The 17,187-nt window shown below is 51.4% G+C and carries 11 protein-coding genes; 4 read left to right on the top strand and 7 right to left on the bottom strand.

Going from position 1 to position 17,187, the window contains the following annotated elements:
- Nucleotides 1–220: 220 nt before the first annotated feature.
- Nucleotides 221–727, top strand: coding sequence for a dihydrofolate reductase (locus ACVBEF_RS02855; protein WP_447122431.1), 507 nt, complete (start codon nucleotides 221–223; stop codon nucleotides 725–727).
- A 232-nt stretch (nucleotides 728–959) separates the two neighbouring features.
- Complete coding sequence (locus tag ACVBEF_RS02850) at nucleotides 960–3,224, top strand: Orn/Lys/Arg family decarboxylase (RefSeq protein ID WP_447122430.1); 2,265 nt, start codon at nucleotides 960–962, stop codon at nucleotides 3,222–3,224.
- 104 nt (nucleotides 3,225–3,328) lie between these two features.
- Here ACVBEF_RS02850 and ACVBEF_RS02845 read toward each other — a convergent pair whose 3' ends face one another.
- The 6 genes from ACVBEF_RS02845 to ACVBEF_RS02820 all read right to left on the bottom strand — a co-directional run bounded on the left by ACVBEF_RS02845 (nucleotide 3,329) and on the right by ACVBEF_RS02820 (nucleotide 12,101).
- Nucleotides 3,329–3,517 carry a hypothetical protein gene (locus ACVBEF_RS02845; RefSeq protein WP_447122429.1) on the bottom strand — a complete coding sequence of 63 codons (189 nt, stop codon included), beginning with the start codon at nucleotides 3,515–3,517 and terminating at the stop codon, nucleotides 3,329–3,331.
- 248 nt (nucleotides 3,518–3,765) lie between these two features.
- Nucleotides 3,766–4,032: a hypothetical protein gene (locus ACVBEF_RS02840; protein ID WP_447122428.1), complete on the bottom strand. Its 267-nt coding sequence runs from the start codon at nucleotides 4,030–4,032 to the stop codon at nucleotides 3,766–3,768.
- A 26-nt stretch (nucleotides 4,033–4,058) separates the two neighbouring features.
- Nucleotides 4,059–4,625: a dCTP deaminase gene (gene dcd / locus ACVBEF_RS02835; protein ID WP_447122427.1), complete on the bottom strand. Its 567-nt coding sequence runs from the start codon at nucleotides 4,623–4,625 to the stop codon at nucleotides 4,059–4,061.
- Nucleotides 4,626–4,757: 132 nt separating this feature from the next.
- Complete coding sequence (gene hrpA, locus ACVBEF_RS02830) at nucleotides 4,758–8,789, bottom strand: ATP-dependent RNA helicase HrpA (RefSeq protein ID WP_447122426.1); 4,032 nt, start codon at nucleotides 8,787–8,789, stop codon at nucleotides 4,758–4,760.
- A gap of 180 nt (nucleotides 8,790–8,969) precedes the next feature.
- Entirely contained in the window at nucleotides 8,970–11,048 is a 2,079-nt protein-coding gene (locus ACVBEF_RS02825) for a hypothetical protein (protein WP_447122425.1), read from the bottom strand.
- A 243-nt stretch (nucleotides 11,049–11,291) separates the two neighbouring features.
- The gene (locus ACVBEF_RS02820; RefSeq protein ID WP_447122424.1) at nucleotides 11,292–12,101 is read right to left on the bottom strand and encodes a hypothetical protein; all 810 of its coding nucleotides are present in this window, start codon (nucleotides 12,099–12,101) and stop codon (nucleotides 11,292–11,294) included.
- Nucleotides 12,102–12,365: 264 nt separating this feature from the next.
- Here ACVBEF_RS02820 and ACVBEF_RS02815 point away from each other — a divergent pair, with 264 nt between their 5' ends.
- Both ACVBEF_RS02815 and ACVBEF_RS02810 read left to right on the top strand, forming a co-directional pair.
- Entirely contained in the window at nucleotides 12,366–15,650 is a 3,285-nt protein-coding gene (locus ACVBEF_RS02815; RefSeq protein WP_447122423.1) for an nSTAND1 domain-containing NTPase, read from the top strand.
- Between the two features lie 8 nt (nucleotides 15,651–15,658).
- On the top strand, nucleotides 15,659–16,024 hold the full coding sequence (locus ACVBEF_RS02810) for a hypothetical protein (RefSeq protein ID WP_447122422.1): 366 nt from the start codon (nucleotides 15,659–15,661) through the stop codon (nucleotides 16,022–16,024).
- Nucleotides 16,025–16,141: 117 nt separating this feature from the next.
- On the opposite strand, the gene ACVBEF_RS02805 is transcribed toward ACVBEF_RS02810, so the two are convergent.
- Nucleotides 16,142–17,113, bottom strand: a complete 972-nt coding sequence (locus ACVBEF_RS02805) for an XdhC family protein (RefSeq protein WP_447122421.1) — start codon at nucleotides 17,111–17,113, stop codon at nucleotides 16,142–16,144.
- Between the last annotated feature and the right edge of the window lie 74 nt (nucleotides 17,114–17,187).

The raw sequence follows: 17,187 nt of genomic DNA, 5'->3' as shown, positions 1-17,187 counted from the left end.
TTCTGTAATAAGCACACATAGAAACCGAGATACTTCTCAATTGCCAATAAGTAAATTAGCAATCCATTAAGAACATTCTCAGGAGACAAAGTTCATTTTGATAAGTCCTCATATAGAAAGATGACGTGGTTTTAACCGCCCCAATCTTGGACTGCCAAGATATTTCTTAGAGAACCCCGATATCCATTAAAATCCCCCATCGCCCAAACCTGTACCCTTTATGCCCACTATTTTCACTATCATTGTTGCAACAGACGCCCACAATGGCATCGGCATTCGGAACACGCTGCCCTGGCATTTGCCTGAAGACCTGGCGCATTTCAAACGCACCACTTCAGGTCATCCGATCATCATGGGGCGCAAAACGTTTGAGTCCATCGGTCGCCCGCTCCCCAACCGTAGCAACATCGTCATCAGCCGTAACCCGGATTGGCATCACGACGGCGTCGAAACAGTGACTTCGCTGGAGGCAGCCGCCGCTTTAGTTCATCAGACGCAACAGCAGACCAACGGCGAACAGGCCTTCATCATCGGCGGCGCAGAAATCTACAAGCTCGCACAAGCTCTCTGCACACGCATGATCGTCACCGAAATCGACAAATGCTTCGACTGCGACGCCTTCTTTCCGGCCCGCGATCCGCAACAATGGCAAGAAATATCCCGAGAATCGCACCACTCCGGCACCAATCAATTTGATTACGCTTTTGTGACATATCAAAAACGTTGACAGCCATTGTTGTATTCCATGTTTTTCAGGTCGTTTTCGGGTCATTTCGCCCCCACATTTTCCGCATATCTGCGAGAATTCGACTTTCTGCTTTTTCGTGTCGTCATTGCGCTTGAGCAAGGCAAATGCAAATGTCATGCCATCGATTAGCAACCCTGCGCCTCAATATGGGCAATGCAGCGTTGGTTGTTAGTTCTGTTTATTCACCCTCCCGCCTCTTGGAGACGACCTCATGAAATTCCGCTTCCCCATCGTCATCATTGACGAAGACTTCCGCTCAGAAAACACCTCCGGCCTCGGCATCCGCGCACTTGCCGCAGCGATGGAAAAGGAAGGCATGGAAATCCTGGGCGTGACCGGCTATGGCGATCTGTCCCAATTCGCACAGCAACAATCGCGTGCGTCGGCCTTTATTTTGTCGATTGACGATGAAGAGTTCGGTGCCGGCTCACTTGAAGAGACCGACCATGCGCTCAAATCGCTACGCGCCTTTGTCGAAGAGATACGCTATAAAAATGCCGACATCCCGATTTATCTGTACGGTGAAACCCGCACCTCGCGCCATATCCCCAACGATATCCTGCGCGAACTGCACGGCTTCATCCACATGTTTGAAGATACGCCAGAGTTCGTCGCCCGCCACATCATCCGCGAGGCCAAAGCCTATCTGGACGGCCTCTCGCCGCCCTTCTTTCGGGCCTTGGTCCATTACGCGCAAGATGGCTCCTACTCCTGGCACTGCCCCGGCCACTCCGGCGGCGTGGCCTTTTTAAAGTCGCCCATCGGCCAGATGTTTCATCAATTTTTCGGTGAAAACATGCTGCGTGCAGACGTCTGCAACGCGGTAGAAGAACTCGGCCAATTGCTAGACCACACCGGCCCCATCGCCGAGTCAGAGCGCAATGCCGCCCGTATCTACAATGCGGATCATTGCTACTTCGTCACCAACGGCACGTCGACCTCCAACAAGATGGTCTGGCACTCCACTGTCGCCCCGGGTGACATCGTCGTAGTCGATCGCAATTGCCACAAATCGATCCTGCACTCGATCATCATGACCGGCGCAATTCCCGTCTTTTTGATGCCAACCCGCAATCACCTCGGCATCATCGGCCCGATTCCGCTCGAAGAATTCACCATGGAAAGCATCCGCGCCAAGATCGAAGCCAATCCCTTTGCGCGTGAAGCCGTCAACAAAAAGCCCCGCATTCTGACCATTACGCAATCGACCTACGACGGCGTGATCTACAACGTCGAAACCTTGCAAAACATGCTCGATGGTGAAATCGACACCCTGCATTTCGACGAAGCATGGCTGCCGCACGCGACCTTCCATGACTTCTACAAAGACATGCACGCGATCGGTAAAGATCGTCCACGCGCCAAGAAATCGATGATTTTCTCGACCCAATCGACGCACAAATTGCTAGCTGGCTTGTCACAAGCCTCGCAAGTGCTGGTGCGCGAGTCGGAAACCGTGCAGCTCGATCAGGACGCCTTCAACGAAGCCTATCTGATGCACACCTCGACCTCGCCGCAATACTCCATCATCGCCTCGTGCGATGTGGCCGCGGCCATGATGGAAGCCCCCGGCGGCACAGCGCTGGTCGAAGAAAGCATCTTGGAAGCGCTCGACTTCCGCCGTGCCATGAAAAAAATCGATCAGGAATGGGGCCAGGACTGGTGGTTTCAGGTCTGGGGACCAAATTCGTTTTCTGAAGACGGCATCGGCACGCGTGAAGACTGGGTCATCAAGGCCGAAGACGACTGGCACGGCTTCGGCAATCTGGCCCCCAACTTCAACATGCTTGACCCTATCAAAGCCACCATCGTCACCCCCGGCTTGTCCCTCGAAGGCAAGTTCAGCGACAGCGGCATCCCCGCCTCCATCGTGACCAAATACCTGGCCGAACACGGCGTCATCGTTGAAAAATGCGGACTGTATTCATTCTTCATCATGTTTACCATCGGCATCACCAAAGGCCGCTGGAACACCCTGCTGACAGCGCTGCAGCAATTCAAAGACGATTACGATAAAAATCAGCCGATCTGGCGCATCCTGCCCGAGTTCGCCCGCGCCAATAACGGCAAAAACTCCCGCTACGAACGCCTCGGCCTGCGCGATTTATGCCAGCAAATTCACGAGACCTATAAAGCCTACGACATCGCCCGTCTGACGACCGAAATGTATCTGTCAGCAATGCAACCGGCCATGAAACCGTCGGATGCATTTGCCAAAATGGCCCACCGTGAAATCGACCGCGTACCGATTGACCAACTAGAAGGCCGCGTAACTTCGATTCTGCTCACGCCCTATCCACCAGGTATTCCGTTATTGATTCCGGGCGAGCGGTTTAACAAAACCATCGTTGACTATCTGAAATTTGCGCGTAATTTCAACGAGAAATTCCCCGGCTTTGAGACGGATGTGCATGGGTTGGTGAAGCGGGAAGTTAATGGGAAGCGGGATTATTTTGTGGATTGTGTGCGGCAATAACCGCTAAACACCTGAAAAGTCGCCTGATATGAATAATGCCCTGAAGTCTGAATGACTTGCAGGGCATTATTTAGACTTGACTCTGAAAAGAAGTAATAACGTGATTAACGCTCTCCGCGCTCTTTTTTTAAATCATCAGCCGTCAATCGAACGATTTTTCCATCTTGCACTACGATAATCGCAGTACCCTTTTCAATAGCAAGCTGTCTCGCTGAAGCCGCTGCACGCTTCATTGCCGCCATCGATGCCGCCAGATCTTTGTCTTTTGCCATACTGACATCTTGCTGGTTCATGAATTTTCTCACCAATCAATCATCACTGGTCCATTGCCAGAATTGTCATATAACGCCCACACATCAACCGCGTCCCGATAAGCCAATTGAAAGTTAGACATTCCGACAGAAAACCGCCTTCGTATCACGCTTTCAGGAATATTATGTCAGCCTTCTTTAACCCGTTCAGCCACCCGAGCAATCGCGATTTCAACATTTGGCAAGCTAAGGAAAAACAAACTCACGTGGTAACCCATATCTCGCCAGTCTCAAATGTGACGTAAATAGGATACGCCAGATAATGTTGTTTCAAAGGCGAAACTATCTCCACACTTTATTGCAAGATCAATTTCCTTCAACATTATCCGCCCCGCTTTAATTGCAGCAGCCTCTGGTGCGAAGGGTGACAAGCCAGAAGCAATCAAGTCGGCGTTAATGAAGCGTGGACAGTCAGCCTCCTGTGTCAGGAATGGACGAGCAAATGTAGTTTTACCAGAACCATTCGGACCAGCAATGATGATAATTTTTTTACTCATGCCTTGCCTCGCTGAACTGAGACGACCTATGCCCGAGGCAACGTCACACCCTGTTGCCCCTGATACTTCCCGCCACGATCCTTGTACGAAGTCTCGCAAACCTCATCGCTCTCAAAGAACAACACTTGTGCACAACCTTCACCGGCATAAATTTTCGCTGGCAATGGCGTTGTATTAGAGAACTCCAAGGTGACATAGCCCTCCCACTCCGGCTCAAACGGCGTCACATTGACAATAATCCCGCAACGGGCGTAAGTCGATTTACCCAGGCAGATCGTCAATACGCTACGTGGAATGCGGAAATATTCCATCGTGCGCGCTAAGGCAAACGAATTCGGCGGAATGATGCAGACGTCGCCTTTGAAATCAACGAAAGATTTTTCGTCGAAATTCTTTGGGTCAACAATGGTGGAGTTGATATTGGTAAAAATCTTGAATTCATTGGCGCAGCGGATATCGTAGCCGTACGACGAGGTGCCGTAGGAGACAATCTTGTTGCCGTTTTCTTCACGTACCTGTTGCGGGGAAAATGGCTCGATCATGCCGGTTTCCTGTGCCATGCGGCGGATCCATTTGTCGGATTTGATAGCCATAGTGTTCTCTTTTTGGTGAAGTTAAGTGCGAAGTTAAATGTGCGAAGTTAAATGTACGCAGTTAAATGTAATTAAGCGGGATTTGCGCAATTTTACGCGAATCAACCGGTGATGAGATTGCAAAGCGCAGCATTAGCGCTGCATCGTCTCCCATACTTTTTGCAGCCGTTTCACCGACACCGGCATTGGCGTCTTTAGTTCCTGTGCAAATAAGGAGACCCGCAGTTCTTCCAGCAACCAGCGAAATTCCTGCATTTTCGGATCAGCCTTGCCTTGCCTGTCCTTTTGCGCCCGTTGCCATGGTGTCGCCACTTGCGTCCACTCGGCCAGAGAACGCACATCGCGGCTCGGATCGGCGCGCAACTTTTCCAGCCGCACGCCTATCGCCTTCAGATAACGCGGGAAATGGGTCAGATTCGCGTAATCGTTCTCAGCAATAAACCGCTTGCTGACCAAGCACGCCATTTGCGCCTGAATATCCACCACCGCTGCTGCGTGCGCCTTAACGCCTTGCAACTTCTTCGGCAAACCGTGATATTCCGCCAAAATCAACCCCGTCATGCGCGCCAGCTCGTTGCACAGCAAGCCCAGACGCGACTTGCCCTCGTCCTTGCGCTGCATAAATTGCGCGGCATTGGTTGGCAGTGGCGCTTGTAGGCAGGCCCGTTCCAATGCCGCCGAAATGATTTGGTCACGCAATTCTTCTTGCGAGCCCAGCGCCATAAACTGCATGCCCATTTGCTGCAAACCGGGAATGTTTTTTTCCAGAAACTTCAGTTGTTCCTTCAATTGCAACCCAAACAAGCGGCGCAATCCCAGCCGATGTATACGCGCCGCCTCGTTCGGATCGTCGAAAACTTCCAGATCGCAGTGCGCCGTCTTATCGACCAGCGCCGGAAAGCCAATCAGCGTTTGCTTGCCCTGCGCGATTTCCAGCAACTCCGGCAACTCGCCAAAGGTCCAGCTCGTCAGATTGCAGAGATTGCTATTGGCCGCGCTACTCTTTGCAGCAACGGGCGCAGATGGACGATGCGCCGTTACCTGCGAACCTTGTACAGCGGCACCTTCATGCGCGGCAACGCTGGTTTTTTCGGCCAGCTTCTGAAAACTCTCCCGCGCCTGCCCGCCCAGTTCGGCTTGCAACGCCGCCAGATTACGTCCCATATCCAGCTGGCGGCCATGCTCGTCGATGACCTTAAAGTTCATCGAATGATGGGCTGGCAAGGTTTCTACCTTAAAGTCCGATATCCGTACCGCCACCGTTGTCTCGGTCCGTACATCAGCAATCAAAGCATCGAGCAAATTGCCGTGACCAAAGGCACTGCGCGCCTGTATCCGCTCACAAAATCCAGTGGCATAATCGGGCAAAGGCACGCAATTACGCCGCAATTTTTGCGGCAATGATTTGAGTAAAAGATGGACTTTTTCTTTCAGCATCCCGGTGACCAGCCAATCGCAGCGATCAAGATAGACCTGATTCAAGGCGTACAACGGCACCGTCAGCGTCACGCCATCGCGTGGTGTGCCCGGCTCAAAGTGATACGACAATCCCATCTCGATCCCGGCCACCCGCATCAATTTAGGAAACAAATCGGTCGTCACGCCAGCGGCTTCATGCCGCATCAAATCATCGCGATTCAGATACAGCAGGGTTGGATTGGCAGGCAGCGTATCTTTGAGCCATTTTTCAAAGGTAATGCCGTTGCAGATCGTGACCGGAATCAGTTTGTCGTAAAACGCAGCAATCAACTCCTCATCAACCAACACATCGAGGCGACGTGATTTATGCTCGAGATTTTCAATCTCACGGATCAACTTTTGATTGTGCGCAAAAAACGGCGAACGGGTCTCGTACTCGCCGCCCACCAAGGCGTCGCGGATAAATATTTCGCGCGCTTCTGTTGGATTGATCAGACCGAAATTAATCCGGCGCTGGCTATAGACGACCAAACCGTACAGCGTGGCCCGCTCCGAGGCAGAGACCTGCGCCATGCGCTTTTCCCAGCGCGGCTCGCCGTAGGTTTTTTTCAATAAATGCGCGCCGACTTTTTCCAGCCATTCCGGTTGAATCTGGGCGATGCAACGGGCATACAAACGCGTGGTATCGACCAGCTCCGCCGCCATCACCCATTTACCAGCTTTTTTGGTCAGCGATGATCCCGGCCAAATATGAAACTTAATGCCGCGTGCGCCCAGATAGTGCGGCTCGTCCTCGGCCTTAAAGCCGACATTGCCCAGCAAACCGGTCAGCAACGCCGTGTGCAAATTATCGTAAGTCGCCGGCGCTTCATTGAGTCGCCAGCCCTGCTCGCGCACGATGGTCAACAATTGCGAATGGACATCGCGCCATTCCCGCAAACGCAGTTGCGACAAGAAATTCGCCCGGCAATTGTCTTGTAGTTGGCGATTGGTTTTCTTGTGCTCAATAGCATCTTCAAACCATGTCCAGATTTTTAAATAGCTGAGAAATTCAGACTTTTCATCGGCGAATTTTTTATGCGCCAGATCCGCCGCAGACTGTGCATCCATCGGTCGGTCACGCGGATCTTGTACCGACACCGCCGCTGCAATAATCAGCATTTCGGTCAGGCAAACGTTATCGAGCGCCGCCAGAATCATCCTGCCGACCCGTGGATCAAGCGGCAACTTCGCCAATTCACGGCCCGTTTTAGTCAGCCGATTATCATCATCGACCGCACCCAACTCTTGCAACAATTGATAACCGTCGGCAATCGCCCGCCCGGGAGGCGGCTCGATAAACGGAAACGTCTCAACATCGGTCAAATGCAGCGATTTCATGCGCAAAATCACCGAAGCCAGCGATGAGCGCATGATTTCCGGCTCGGTAAATTTAGGCCGCTGAAGATAATCTTTCTCGTCATACAGCCGGATACAGACACCCGCCGCCACACGCCCGCAGCGCCCGGCGCGTTGATTTGCCGCCGATTGCGCAATCGGCTCGATCTGCAATTGCTCAACCTTGTTGCGATAGCTATAGCGCTTAACCCGCGCCAAACCGGCATCGACCACGTAACGAATCCCGGGCACGGTCAACGAAGTCTCCGCCACGTTGGTCGCCAACACAATCCGGCGCGCATTGGAAACCTTAAATACCCGCTCCTGCTCCTGCGCCGACAGCCGCGCAAACAACGGCAAAATCTCGACATGCGGCGGATGATGCTTACGCAAGGCCTCAGCGGCATCGCGAATCTCGCGCTCACCGGGCAAAAATACCAGCACATCGCCGGAGCCGACCCGCGCCAACTCATCGACCGCGTCCACCACGGCATCCATCAAATCGCGCTGATCACGATCGCGTTGGGCCGCATTGGGTGCGCCAGGCTTCACGGCGGCGGCAAGCGCTGGATTAACACCACTACGGTCCGCGTTATCAACCGGCCGATAGCGCACCTCAACCTCATACAAGCGTCCCGAGACTTCAATCACGGGGGCCAATTTATCGCCCACACCAAAATGCCGGGCAAAGCGATCCGCATCAATCGTGGCCGACGTAATAATCAGCTTCAGATCAGGCCGCTTGGGAAGTAACTGCTTTAGATAGCCGAGCAGAAAGTCAATATTCAAACTGCGCTCATGCGCCTCATCGATGATGATGGTGTCGTATTGCCACAACATCGGATCGGTCTGGGTTTCGGCCAGCAAAATCCCGTCGGTCATCAACTTGACCCAAGCCCCCTTGGTCAAAGTATCGTTAAAACGCACCTTAAAACCAACGTGCTCACCCAAGGGTGAACCCAACTCTTGCGCGATCCGCTTGGCGGTAGACGACGCCGCAATCCGGCGCGGCTGGGTGTGGCCGATCAAACCGTTCAAGCCGCGACCCAGTTCCAGACAAATTTTAGGTAGTTGCGTAGTTTTACCGGAGCCAGTTTCACCGCACACGATGATGACCTGATTCGCTAGCAGCGCCTCGGCAATTTCTGCACGACGGCCAGAGACTGGTAATTCTTCGGGAAAAACGATGGGCGGTAGCGGATTACGCTCGGGCGCAGGCCTTGGCGCTCTGGGCTGCTTAACGTTCGGTCTTGGTGGACGTGACTGCGCCGGTGACGATGAATTTTTCTGAGGCTTCGATGCTTCAGAGCGTGGCGGCCGGGCTGGATCAGCGGGCCGCGAAGGTGGATTGGATTCTGGTGCTGGCATGGGGACCAGATTATACAGAGTGGGGGTCGGTTATGCGGTTGCTGAGGCGGGGATATTTCTGTCGGTAAAGCACAGCAGGATTACTGCAAATCGAGTGAAATTTAACGAAATAATCGGGAAATCTGAATTAACAGCATTTCCCGATGTATTAAACAGTCATTCAAACCATCTTATTACGGCTTATTGCGGATTAGAACAAGGCTCCATCATATTACCGGTAGTTTTTCCCGGTGTAGCCGGTATCGTTGCATTGCGCCAGGCCGTTGCAAATTCTTTTTTGAATTTATCAACCTGATAATAAGGCTCTCCCAGCTTTTCCATTGCCAGGACTTTTCCGCAGAGTGATCGTCCGCCAAGGAGATTTTCTTTTAAATCAGCGGTAAAGGCATTCTGCGCCTCGGCATATTTCCCTTGAGTAAGATAAGCGTAGCCTAATGATTCTCCCAGAGTGTAATACCAGTCTCTCGGCTCGTTGTAATATAAGTGATTTTGAATAATGATGCCATTTTTCCATAACGCAATAATGACATCGTTATTGATATCAGTACTAATATTGAGATCTTTAAGCAATTGCTCGGCATAAAATTTAATTTTACCTGAATCATCTTTAATACTATTTAAATACTCTTTAATAGTACTTAATTTAATATTATTATTTTCCAATGCTTTATTAATTAAAATAATATTAGAAATACGAATTAAATTCCACGCATCATTATTTCCGTATGTTGGCGGCTGCTGTACATTATTTTTTGTCGCCTTCCAATATTGATCGGTTGCATCCCAAAAGTTAATCAGCGCCGACTTTGCATCGCTATTAGCAGAAGAACTTATCTTACGATAATTATCTGCATAAGCATACATAACATCAGTATAAGATGTTTCCAGAGGTTTCCAGGCATTTGGATTTTTTTCAGTATTTAACTGTTTGCAAGTGTCATTCACTTTTCTCCTGCCTTCCTCTACCTCCTTATGCATTGCATTCAAAAATTTCCAATCCTGAAAGCGTACAGAAAAATAGAATGGAACGGTAAAAAAATAATCTACTTTGGTACGCACTTCTTCGGGAAAATGTTCACACAGATAAAGGCTATTTGCATAGGTAATTGTATTATTAACGAGCTCTCTTGCCATATTCAGTGACTCATTATGACGACCCTCAATTGCAAGCGTCCACGTCAAAAAATGAATGTTGTGGCCTAAATAATGCAATAGATAATCGTCCTGGACCTGGTGTTGATTCGCATACGCACGATCAACTGACACCGCCGCATAGTTCATCGCGCTGGAACCCGCATTGTCGCCAATGCGCTGATAGATATGCGAAGCCATATGCACTAAATGGCCCGAGGCGGGGGTCAGCCGTGGCAAACGATTCGCCATCGGAATACCTGATTCGGACTGTGTGGACTCTTCTATCGCATGAATATATAAATGATTGGCACCAACATATTGGTCGTTTTTCGCTAATACGTATTCGATTATCCCAAGTGCTTTTACGACATCCGGGGTTGGCGTAGCGTGATTGCCTGTGTGATTAGTCCACCATTTCCACGGCGTCATGTTTAACAAGGCATCCGCATATAAAGTAGCAGCGTCTAAATCATTTTTATCACTCTCTGACAACTCCTTCATTGCGTCTACATAGGCTTGCTTGTTTTTATCAGTAGTCGATACCGTGCCATTGACATTATCTGTAAATAACGTTTTAAACGCTTTAGCGTAGGCGACCTCACGGTTTAATTGCGTAACGCCGTATTTATTTATCGCGTCAAAATTAACTTTTCGCGCCTCAGCTTTCAATAAAGCATCCCCTATTGCTCTGTAAGACAAACGGCTACAACCATGTGTCGCGTTACTATTAATATTAGAATTTGCAGATAAAGCAATCCCCCAATACGGCATTGCTGCATCTGAATCAAGACTGCTCGCTTTATAGAAAGCGGCAATCGCGGACGCAAAATTAAAACCGTATTGAAGAATAATTCCCTGACTATAAAAAACCTTGACCTCGGCCTGATTATTTCCTAACGTCGCGATAGGAAACCGATCATCACCTAAACCGGATTGCAGGAATACATTTTTAACATCATTTTTATCAACACATTCATTCAGTACCTCGATGAATTCCTCTGTTGTTGAAGCTGGCGTAAATATGATGCCTTTTGAATCAGCTGTGCCCTCATGGTCATGCGCCATACTCAATACAGGAAGCCAGGTAAATAATATGAACAACAAACGGCAAATAGAGCGAATCATCGTAATTCCTAAGTTTTTTTATGTACAACTTGATATCAAAACCATCACAGCTTTGATATTGAATATTTAAAATCCCAGAAATTTCCAGGATTTTAAATAGTGCATTTCTGATAACACTATGCGACATGTGATTTTTCCCGATTAAATTTTCCGGCATCATGTTTTATAGTGAAATGGCAAAAATTCAGCCACAAATGGAATGAGCCGTCCAGATTCCGCGCCAATTCCCTCAGCACTAAGACGTTAAACATGCGAAAAATACCCCTTCAATCCGCCGCAAACCCCCACCGCAACCTGCTCCTGAACAGCGATCCCAAACGGCCCGCCGTAATCGAATTGTTCCGACCAGGCAATACAACCGACGCTGGCATCAATCAAACGTAATGAAGCGCGCACTAAATCGCCGCTGACCCGGATGCTGCCTTCTAGCAAATGCCGCACTCCTGACGGAATAACCGTAGCCGGGCCGACATACTTGTGCGTTACGACCTTGTCGCCAAAGGTCTTAAAAAGCTGACAGGTCAGTTCTTCGTTCAATCCGTCGGTAAAGGCCGCGCCTTGCGGATCCTGCGATAAGTGCAGCAGCGGCATCACCGCAAGCAAGTAATTCTGCGGTTTCGCAGCAGCGTGGGTTGTCGCTTTCTGAATTTTGGGCATGTAACTGCCTACCGGAATGATGAATCTCAGATCCGTATGGGCCCCGGCATCGGCGTAATAGGCGGCGAGTTTGTCTCGCAAGCGACCAATTTGTACCCTCACTGTGGGATCGTCACAGGTGCTGTAGGTGGCGCAGTTACGGTCGAACACGCCGATTCCGATGGCATATTCGCTGGTTTCCCGCGCATCCCCTGACAACGCTTTTTCCACCAGAAAGCGCAGCAGTCTGCTCATGGTTCGCGCTTTGCGAAAGACGTTGCTACCCAGTACGTGGTTCAGGGCAGATTGGACTTCGACCGGCAACAGTAGCTCTCCGGTGTTTGAACTGATTGCTGCAAAGGGCGGCATAAAACTGGTGTTGTGATTGACAAGCGGCAACATAAGATCAGTTTTCATGGGTTCGATATGGTTGTCATGCACCTTGCAGGCACAGAAAAAAAGAGCTGGCGAGCAAATAAAATATGCTTGAATCGCATAAAACTTATTAAATATATACATTAATGTAATGATTTATTGGTAATATTCACTGCTGGCTATAAACTTTAGACGAATTAATAAAAAGTTACCTTCTGCTTTCCTTCCGATTTCTAAGTGACTGTTTTTAAAAGATTTTATGGTGAAGATCGGATCCCGCCGGATTAACCTTCCGGACGGAAAAACATGAAAGATGTCGATTTTTGTTTCGGCAATTGGCAAGTCAGCCGAGCTGGAAATTCCCTCACAAACGGCGCAGTAGTGCACCGTGTGGAACCGCGCGCCATGGACGTGCTGGTAGCCCTGTGCACCAATGCCAACACCATCGTCAGTAGTGAACAACTGCTGCTGCAATGTTGGGGCAGCACGCTGTATGGCGACAATCCGGTTCACAAGACCATCACCCAGTTACGCCGCTTGCTCGGCGATGATGCGCACGCTCCCCGCTACATAGAAACCATCCGCAAGCGCGGCTATCGCGTCATCGCCGAAGTGGTATTCGATAACAGTCCTGCGGCAATGCTGGTTGAGGGAAGTTGGCGCGATACCTCGCCATTTCTGGGTTTGCAAGCGTTCGACGCCGATCATGCCGCAGTATTTTTCGGGCGCGACGACGCCATCGATGCACTGGCATTGGCTCTGACAAAACAGGTCTTGGCGTTGCGCTCTTTACTGCTGGTACTGGGTTCTAGCGGATCGGGCAAAACCTCGTTGATTCAGGCCGGACTATTACCCCGCTTAGAACGGCAGCGCGAAGCAGACTGGGGAGGCGTGATCTCCAGCGCCACGCTGGACTTAGTCGAGCTAGGCGATGGTCAGTTATTTGTCGGCCTCGCCGGTGCCATGCTGGATTGGCAAACAGAAGGCAACCCTTTATTTGCCGGAGAGAGTGCGTTCTCGCTCGGCCAACGGATTGAAGAGAATCTCACAGCAGTGATCGCCGCGCTGGATGCGGCACTAGGGCCGATGGCGATTGCACGGCATCAGAAATTGTTGCTGTTTCTCGACCGTTTCGAATCCAGCTTCACGCTCCCGCATATTTCCCGTCAGCAACGCCAGCAATTCATCGCCGCGATCGACACACTGGCACGCTCAAAAAATGTGGTCGTGATACTCGCTTGCCGCAATGATTTCTATACGCAGATTGCGGAGTTTCCAGCACTACTCGAAGGCAAGGCGAACGGCGGCCATTTCGATTTAACGCCGCCGACCGCTGCCGAAATCGCCCAGATCATTCGCCTGCCGGCCAAGGCTGCCAATCTGACGTTTGGCGTCGACCCACAGACCCAGGCGCGGCTTGACGATACGCTGTGCCAGAGCGCCTTTGCCAGTCCTGACGCCCTGCCGCTATTGCAATACACGCTGCACGAACTGTATCGACTGCGCAGCAGCGACGGCGAGCTCAGTATCGAGGCTTATCAACGACTCGGCGGGCTTGAAGGTGCCATCGGCAGCCGCGCCGACGAGGTGGTCGACATGCTGGACGAACAGCATCGCGCCGCTTTGCCGCGGATACTCTCCCTGATCGTGACACTATCGGCCGATAGCGATACCGCTACCAGGCGCAGCGCCCCTTATGCGGCCCTGAACTCGGACGCAGAGCGCGAACTGGTGAATGCCTTAGTTGAGGCGCGTTTGTTTGTCAGCGCGCTAGTCGGCAGCGCAGCAGGATTCAGCATTGCCCATGAAGCGCTACTACGACGTTGGAGTCGGGCCATCGATTGGATAGCAACCCATCGCAGCAGCCTGCGAATTCGCTCCCGGGTAGCCCAATCGACTGCGCGTTGGGTCGCGGAAGGCCAGACAGCCGATTTGCTGCTGCCGCATGGCAAACAACTGGACGAGGCGCGTACGTTGTTGACGACGACCGCACTTTCCTTGTCGCCCGACGAAATGCTATTGATCACCGCATCGAGCCGCAAAGCCCTGCGCCGCGAACGGCTGCGGCTGGGTGTCATCATTCTGATCCTCGCGCTAGCCGTGCTCGCCACCTTATTTGGCGTAACAGCCGTCAACGCCAAGCGCAGCGCCCAGCAACGGCGCGATCAGGCAGAACACTTGATGGGATTCATGCTGGGCGATTTCGCCGACAAACTCAGACCGCTGGCCAGACTGGACCTGCTCGACAGCGTCAGCGCCAAAGCCCTCGAATATCTGGCAGGCTCCGCCGACGATGATTTGAACGCGGTTTCAATGACGCACCGGGCTAAGGCGCTGGAAGTTATTGGAGAAGTGCGCATCTCACGGGGTGACCCGAAAGGGGCGATCGATGCGCTGCTGGCGGGTAACGCTATCTTGCGGCAGCAATTAGAAATTACGCCCAAGGACACAGAGGTACTGAAACAAATTGGCGCAAATGTATTTTGGCTGGGACAAATTCAGCTCAATCAAAACGAATGGGATCAGGCGCATAAATATTTCTCGCTATATCGCGACTACTCCGACCGAATGAGCGCACTGGAACCATTAAATATCGATGCGTGGATTGAACAATCGTATGCGCACAACAATCTCGGCACGCTGGCATTAAGACGCGGCGACGCGCAAACAGCGGAAAGAGAATTTCAAGCCTCGATTGCACTAAAAAGCAGAGCGATGGCGCAAAAGCCGGAAGACTTGATGCTGGCGGCAGATTTTGCCGATAGCTTGTCATGGGCTGGATCTACCGATGAAGCTATAGGTGACTTGGCCGCAGCTCAGGCTTTGTACGAGCGCGAGTCGATAGTGATAAAAGCACTACATCAAGCGGCACCCAACGACCTGTTGTGGGCCAGTAAAATGGCGATCGCACTGCATCATCAGGCTGCACTCAAGCTGAGCCGTGGCTTAGACCAGTCAGCATTGAACGATTACAGCCAAGCCGATGAAATACTGAACAGAATAATTCATGCAGCACCGGGTAACCGTGAGTGGGAGGCCAACATGATTATTGGCCAGCTAGAGATGTTACGTATCACAGGGAATCAGCATGAGGCCCAAACGCAGCTAATCCCATTATCCGCTGTACGCAAAAAAATCATCGACCTGACCAAGCTCGACCCAAAAAATGCAGAGTGGACCCGGCTATACGCGCTGACCATGCAACGCACAGCCAGCGTGTTACTGGGTGTTGGGCAACTCGAAGAAGCTACTCAAGCCATTAACGATGTCTTGCTTCGCCTTAACGAATTATATGTACGCAATCGAATGAATATAAATACGCGCACGCTGCTCGCCAATACATTTCTGATACGTGCTGAGATTGCCCATAAGCGCGGTAATCGTAATGATGCCGTCACCGACTGCAAGGCAGTGATCACCTTGCTGGGCACAGAAGCGTCGAACAGTACTAATTTCAAAGTGCTTAATCCTTGGATACGCTCCCATCGCTGCATTGCCGAGGGCGATACAGTGGTCGCTACGGCAGTCTGGATGAATCAAATTGGCTATCGTGAGGAAGCCTATTTAAAATATCTCTCACATTACCCTTAAAAGACCCCATGACAACCATCTTCCCGATCCCGCCAGTATTTCTTAATATGCTAGTCATTGCGCTTCCATCCAACGATGGAAGTGGCACTTACCAAGTGACATGCAATCCACCATACCTCACCGTGACACAACCCAACACAATCATTAGTTTCCAACTGATCGGCCCGACGCCAGAGGACGTTATATTTGCCGGATTTGAGGAATCAGGAGCATTGACACAACAAATGAGCCCTGCGAGCATACCAAATGACGGTAAATTAATGATGACAGTCGATGCCAATTCTGCCACTTGCACCATGAATATCAATTTGCTTTTCAAAGACAGCGAAGTCCCATTCTCCTTTGACCCACAAGTTCACAATCAGTACAACTGATCAACCCGACGCCGGAATTAGTACTAACCCTTAAGCCTGAGCGAGAATATTCCATATACTCGCTCAGCAAAATATCTCTCAATCAGCCCCATCTCCTTGCTCCGGAACCCACCCTGCTCATACCGGTAACACCCCCACACCCACATTCCGCAACGCAATCAACTCCGCCAACACCGACACCGCAATCTCCGCAGGCGACCGACTCAAAATCGGCAACCCAATCGGCGCATGTAAACGGTCAATTTGCGCCTGCGTCACGTCGAGCGTGAGCAACCGTGCCTTACGCGCAACCGTACTGGCCATCGAGCCAATCGCGCCGACGTAAAACGCATCGGTCTTCAAGGCCTCCATCAACGCCATATCATCGACTTTCGGATCATGGCTGAGCGCAACGATGACGGTGCGCTGATCCGGCGCAAACGCCAGCACGGCGTCATCGGGCATGCCGTCAAGCCATTCGACTGCCGCGGTATACCCCGACGAATGCGTTTGCCAATTGCGCCGCTGTTCTTCGCGCGGGTCGTTCAGATATACCGAAAAATCCATTGCCGGGGCCATCTGCGCCAGATACTCCGAAACTTGGCCTGCGCCAATAATCAACAAGCGCCAGCGCGGACCAAATACCTGTAGCAACTCATCATCGTTACAGCGCACTGTGACATCGACGACGGCTGCTTCGATCACGGTCACGCCGGTCTTCAGATTCAAGCGCCGTTGCACCAACCGCCGGGAAGCAACCGCCTCCAGCAACGGTTCCAACGCTGCCGCGTTAACCAAAGGCTCCACCACCAGTTCCAGCGTGCCGCCGCACGGCAAACCAAAACGGCGCACCTGTTCGGCGGTGATGCCGTAACGGACAACCTCAATCCGATCGGGAAACGCCGCCGCAAAACGCGCCATTAAATCGTCCTCCACACAGCCGCCCGATACCGATCCGGTAAAGTCGCCATCGGCAGTCATCGCAAAGAGCGAGCCGAGTGGGCGCGGAGCAGACCCCCAGTTGCGCACCACGGTCACCATCACCACGCGCTTACCTTGGCGCAGCCAACTGACAGCGCTATGTAATACCTGGTAATCGACTGCATTCATGTCTGTTTTCCTTTTTATATGCGCTACTCGGCAACATAATCATCTCCAGCAATTATGTTGATGCATCATATAGA

It is taken from the genome of Glaciimonas sp. GG7 (assembly GCF_052976905.1).
This window is presented reverse-complemented; position numbering and strand designations above follow the sequence as displayed.

Excerpts from the sequence above, each read along its gene's own strand:
- ACVBEF_RS02845 (WP_447122429.1), bottom strand. The coding sequence starts at position 3,517 with ATGAACCAGCAAGATGTCAGTATGGCAAAAGACAAAGATCTGGCGGCA.
- ACVBEF_RS02840 (WP_447122428.1), bottom strand. The coding sequence starts at position 4,032 with ATGAGTAAAAAAATTATCATCATTGCTGGTCCGAATGGTTCTGGTAAA.
- ACVBEF_RS02805 (WP_447122421.1), bottom strand. The coding sequence starts at position 17,113 with ATGAATGCAGTCGATTACCAGGTATTACATAGCGCTGTCAGTTGGCTG.
- ACVBEF_RS02820 (WP_447122424.1), bottom strand. The coding sequence starts at position 12,101 with ATGAAAACTGATCTTATGTTGCCGCTTGTCAATCACAACACCAGTTTT.
- ACVBEF_RS02825 (WP_447122425.1), bottom strand. The coding sequence starts at position 11,048 with ATGATTCGCTCTATTTGCCGTTTGTTGTTCATATTATTTACCTGGCTT.
- hrpA (WP_447122426.1), bottom strand. The coding sequence starts at position 8,789 with ATGCCAGCACCAGAATCCAATCCACCTTCGCGGCCCGCTGATCCAGCC.
- ACVBEF_RS02855 (WP_447122431.1), top strand. The coding sequence starts at position 221 with ATGCCCACTATTTTCACTATCATTGTTGCAACAGACGCCCACAATGGC.
- ACVBEF_RS02810 (WP_447122422.1), top strand. The coding sequence starts at position 15,659 with ATGACAACCATCTTCCCGATCCCGCCAGTATTTCTTAATATGCTAGTC.
- ACVBEF_RS02815 (WP_447122423.1), top strand. The coding sequence starts at position 12,366 with ATGAAAGATGTCGATTTTTGTTTCGGCAATTGGCAAGTCAGCCGAGCT.
- ACVBEF_RS02850 (WP_447122430.1), top strand. The coding sequence starts at position 960 with ATGAAATTCCGCTTCCCCATCGTCATCATTGACGAAGACTTCCGCTCA.
- dcd (WP_447122427.1), bottom strand. The coding sequence starts at position 4,625 with ATGGCTATCAAATCCGACAAATGGATCCGCCGCATGGCACAGGAAACC.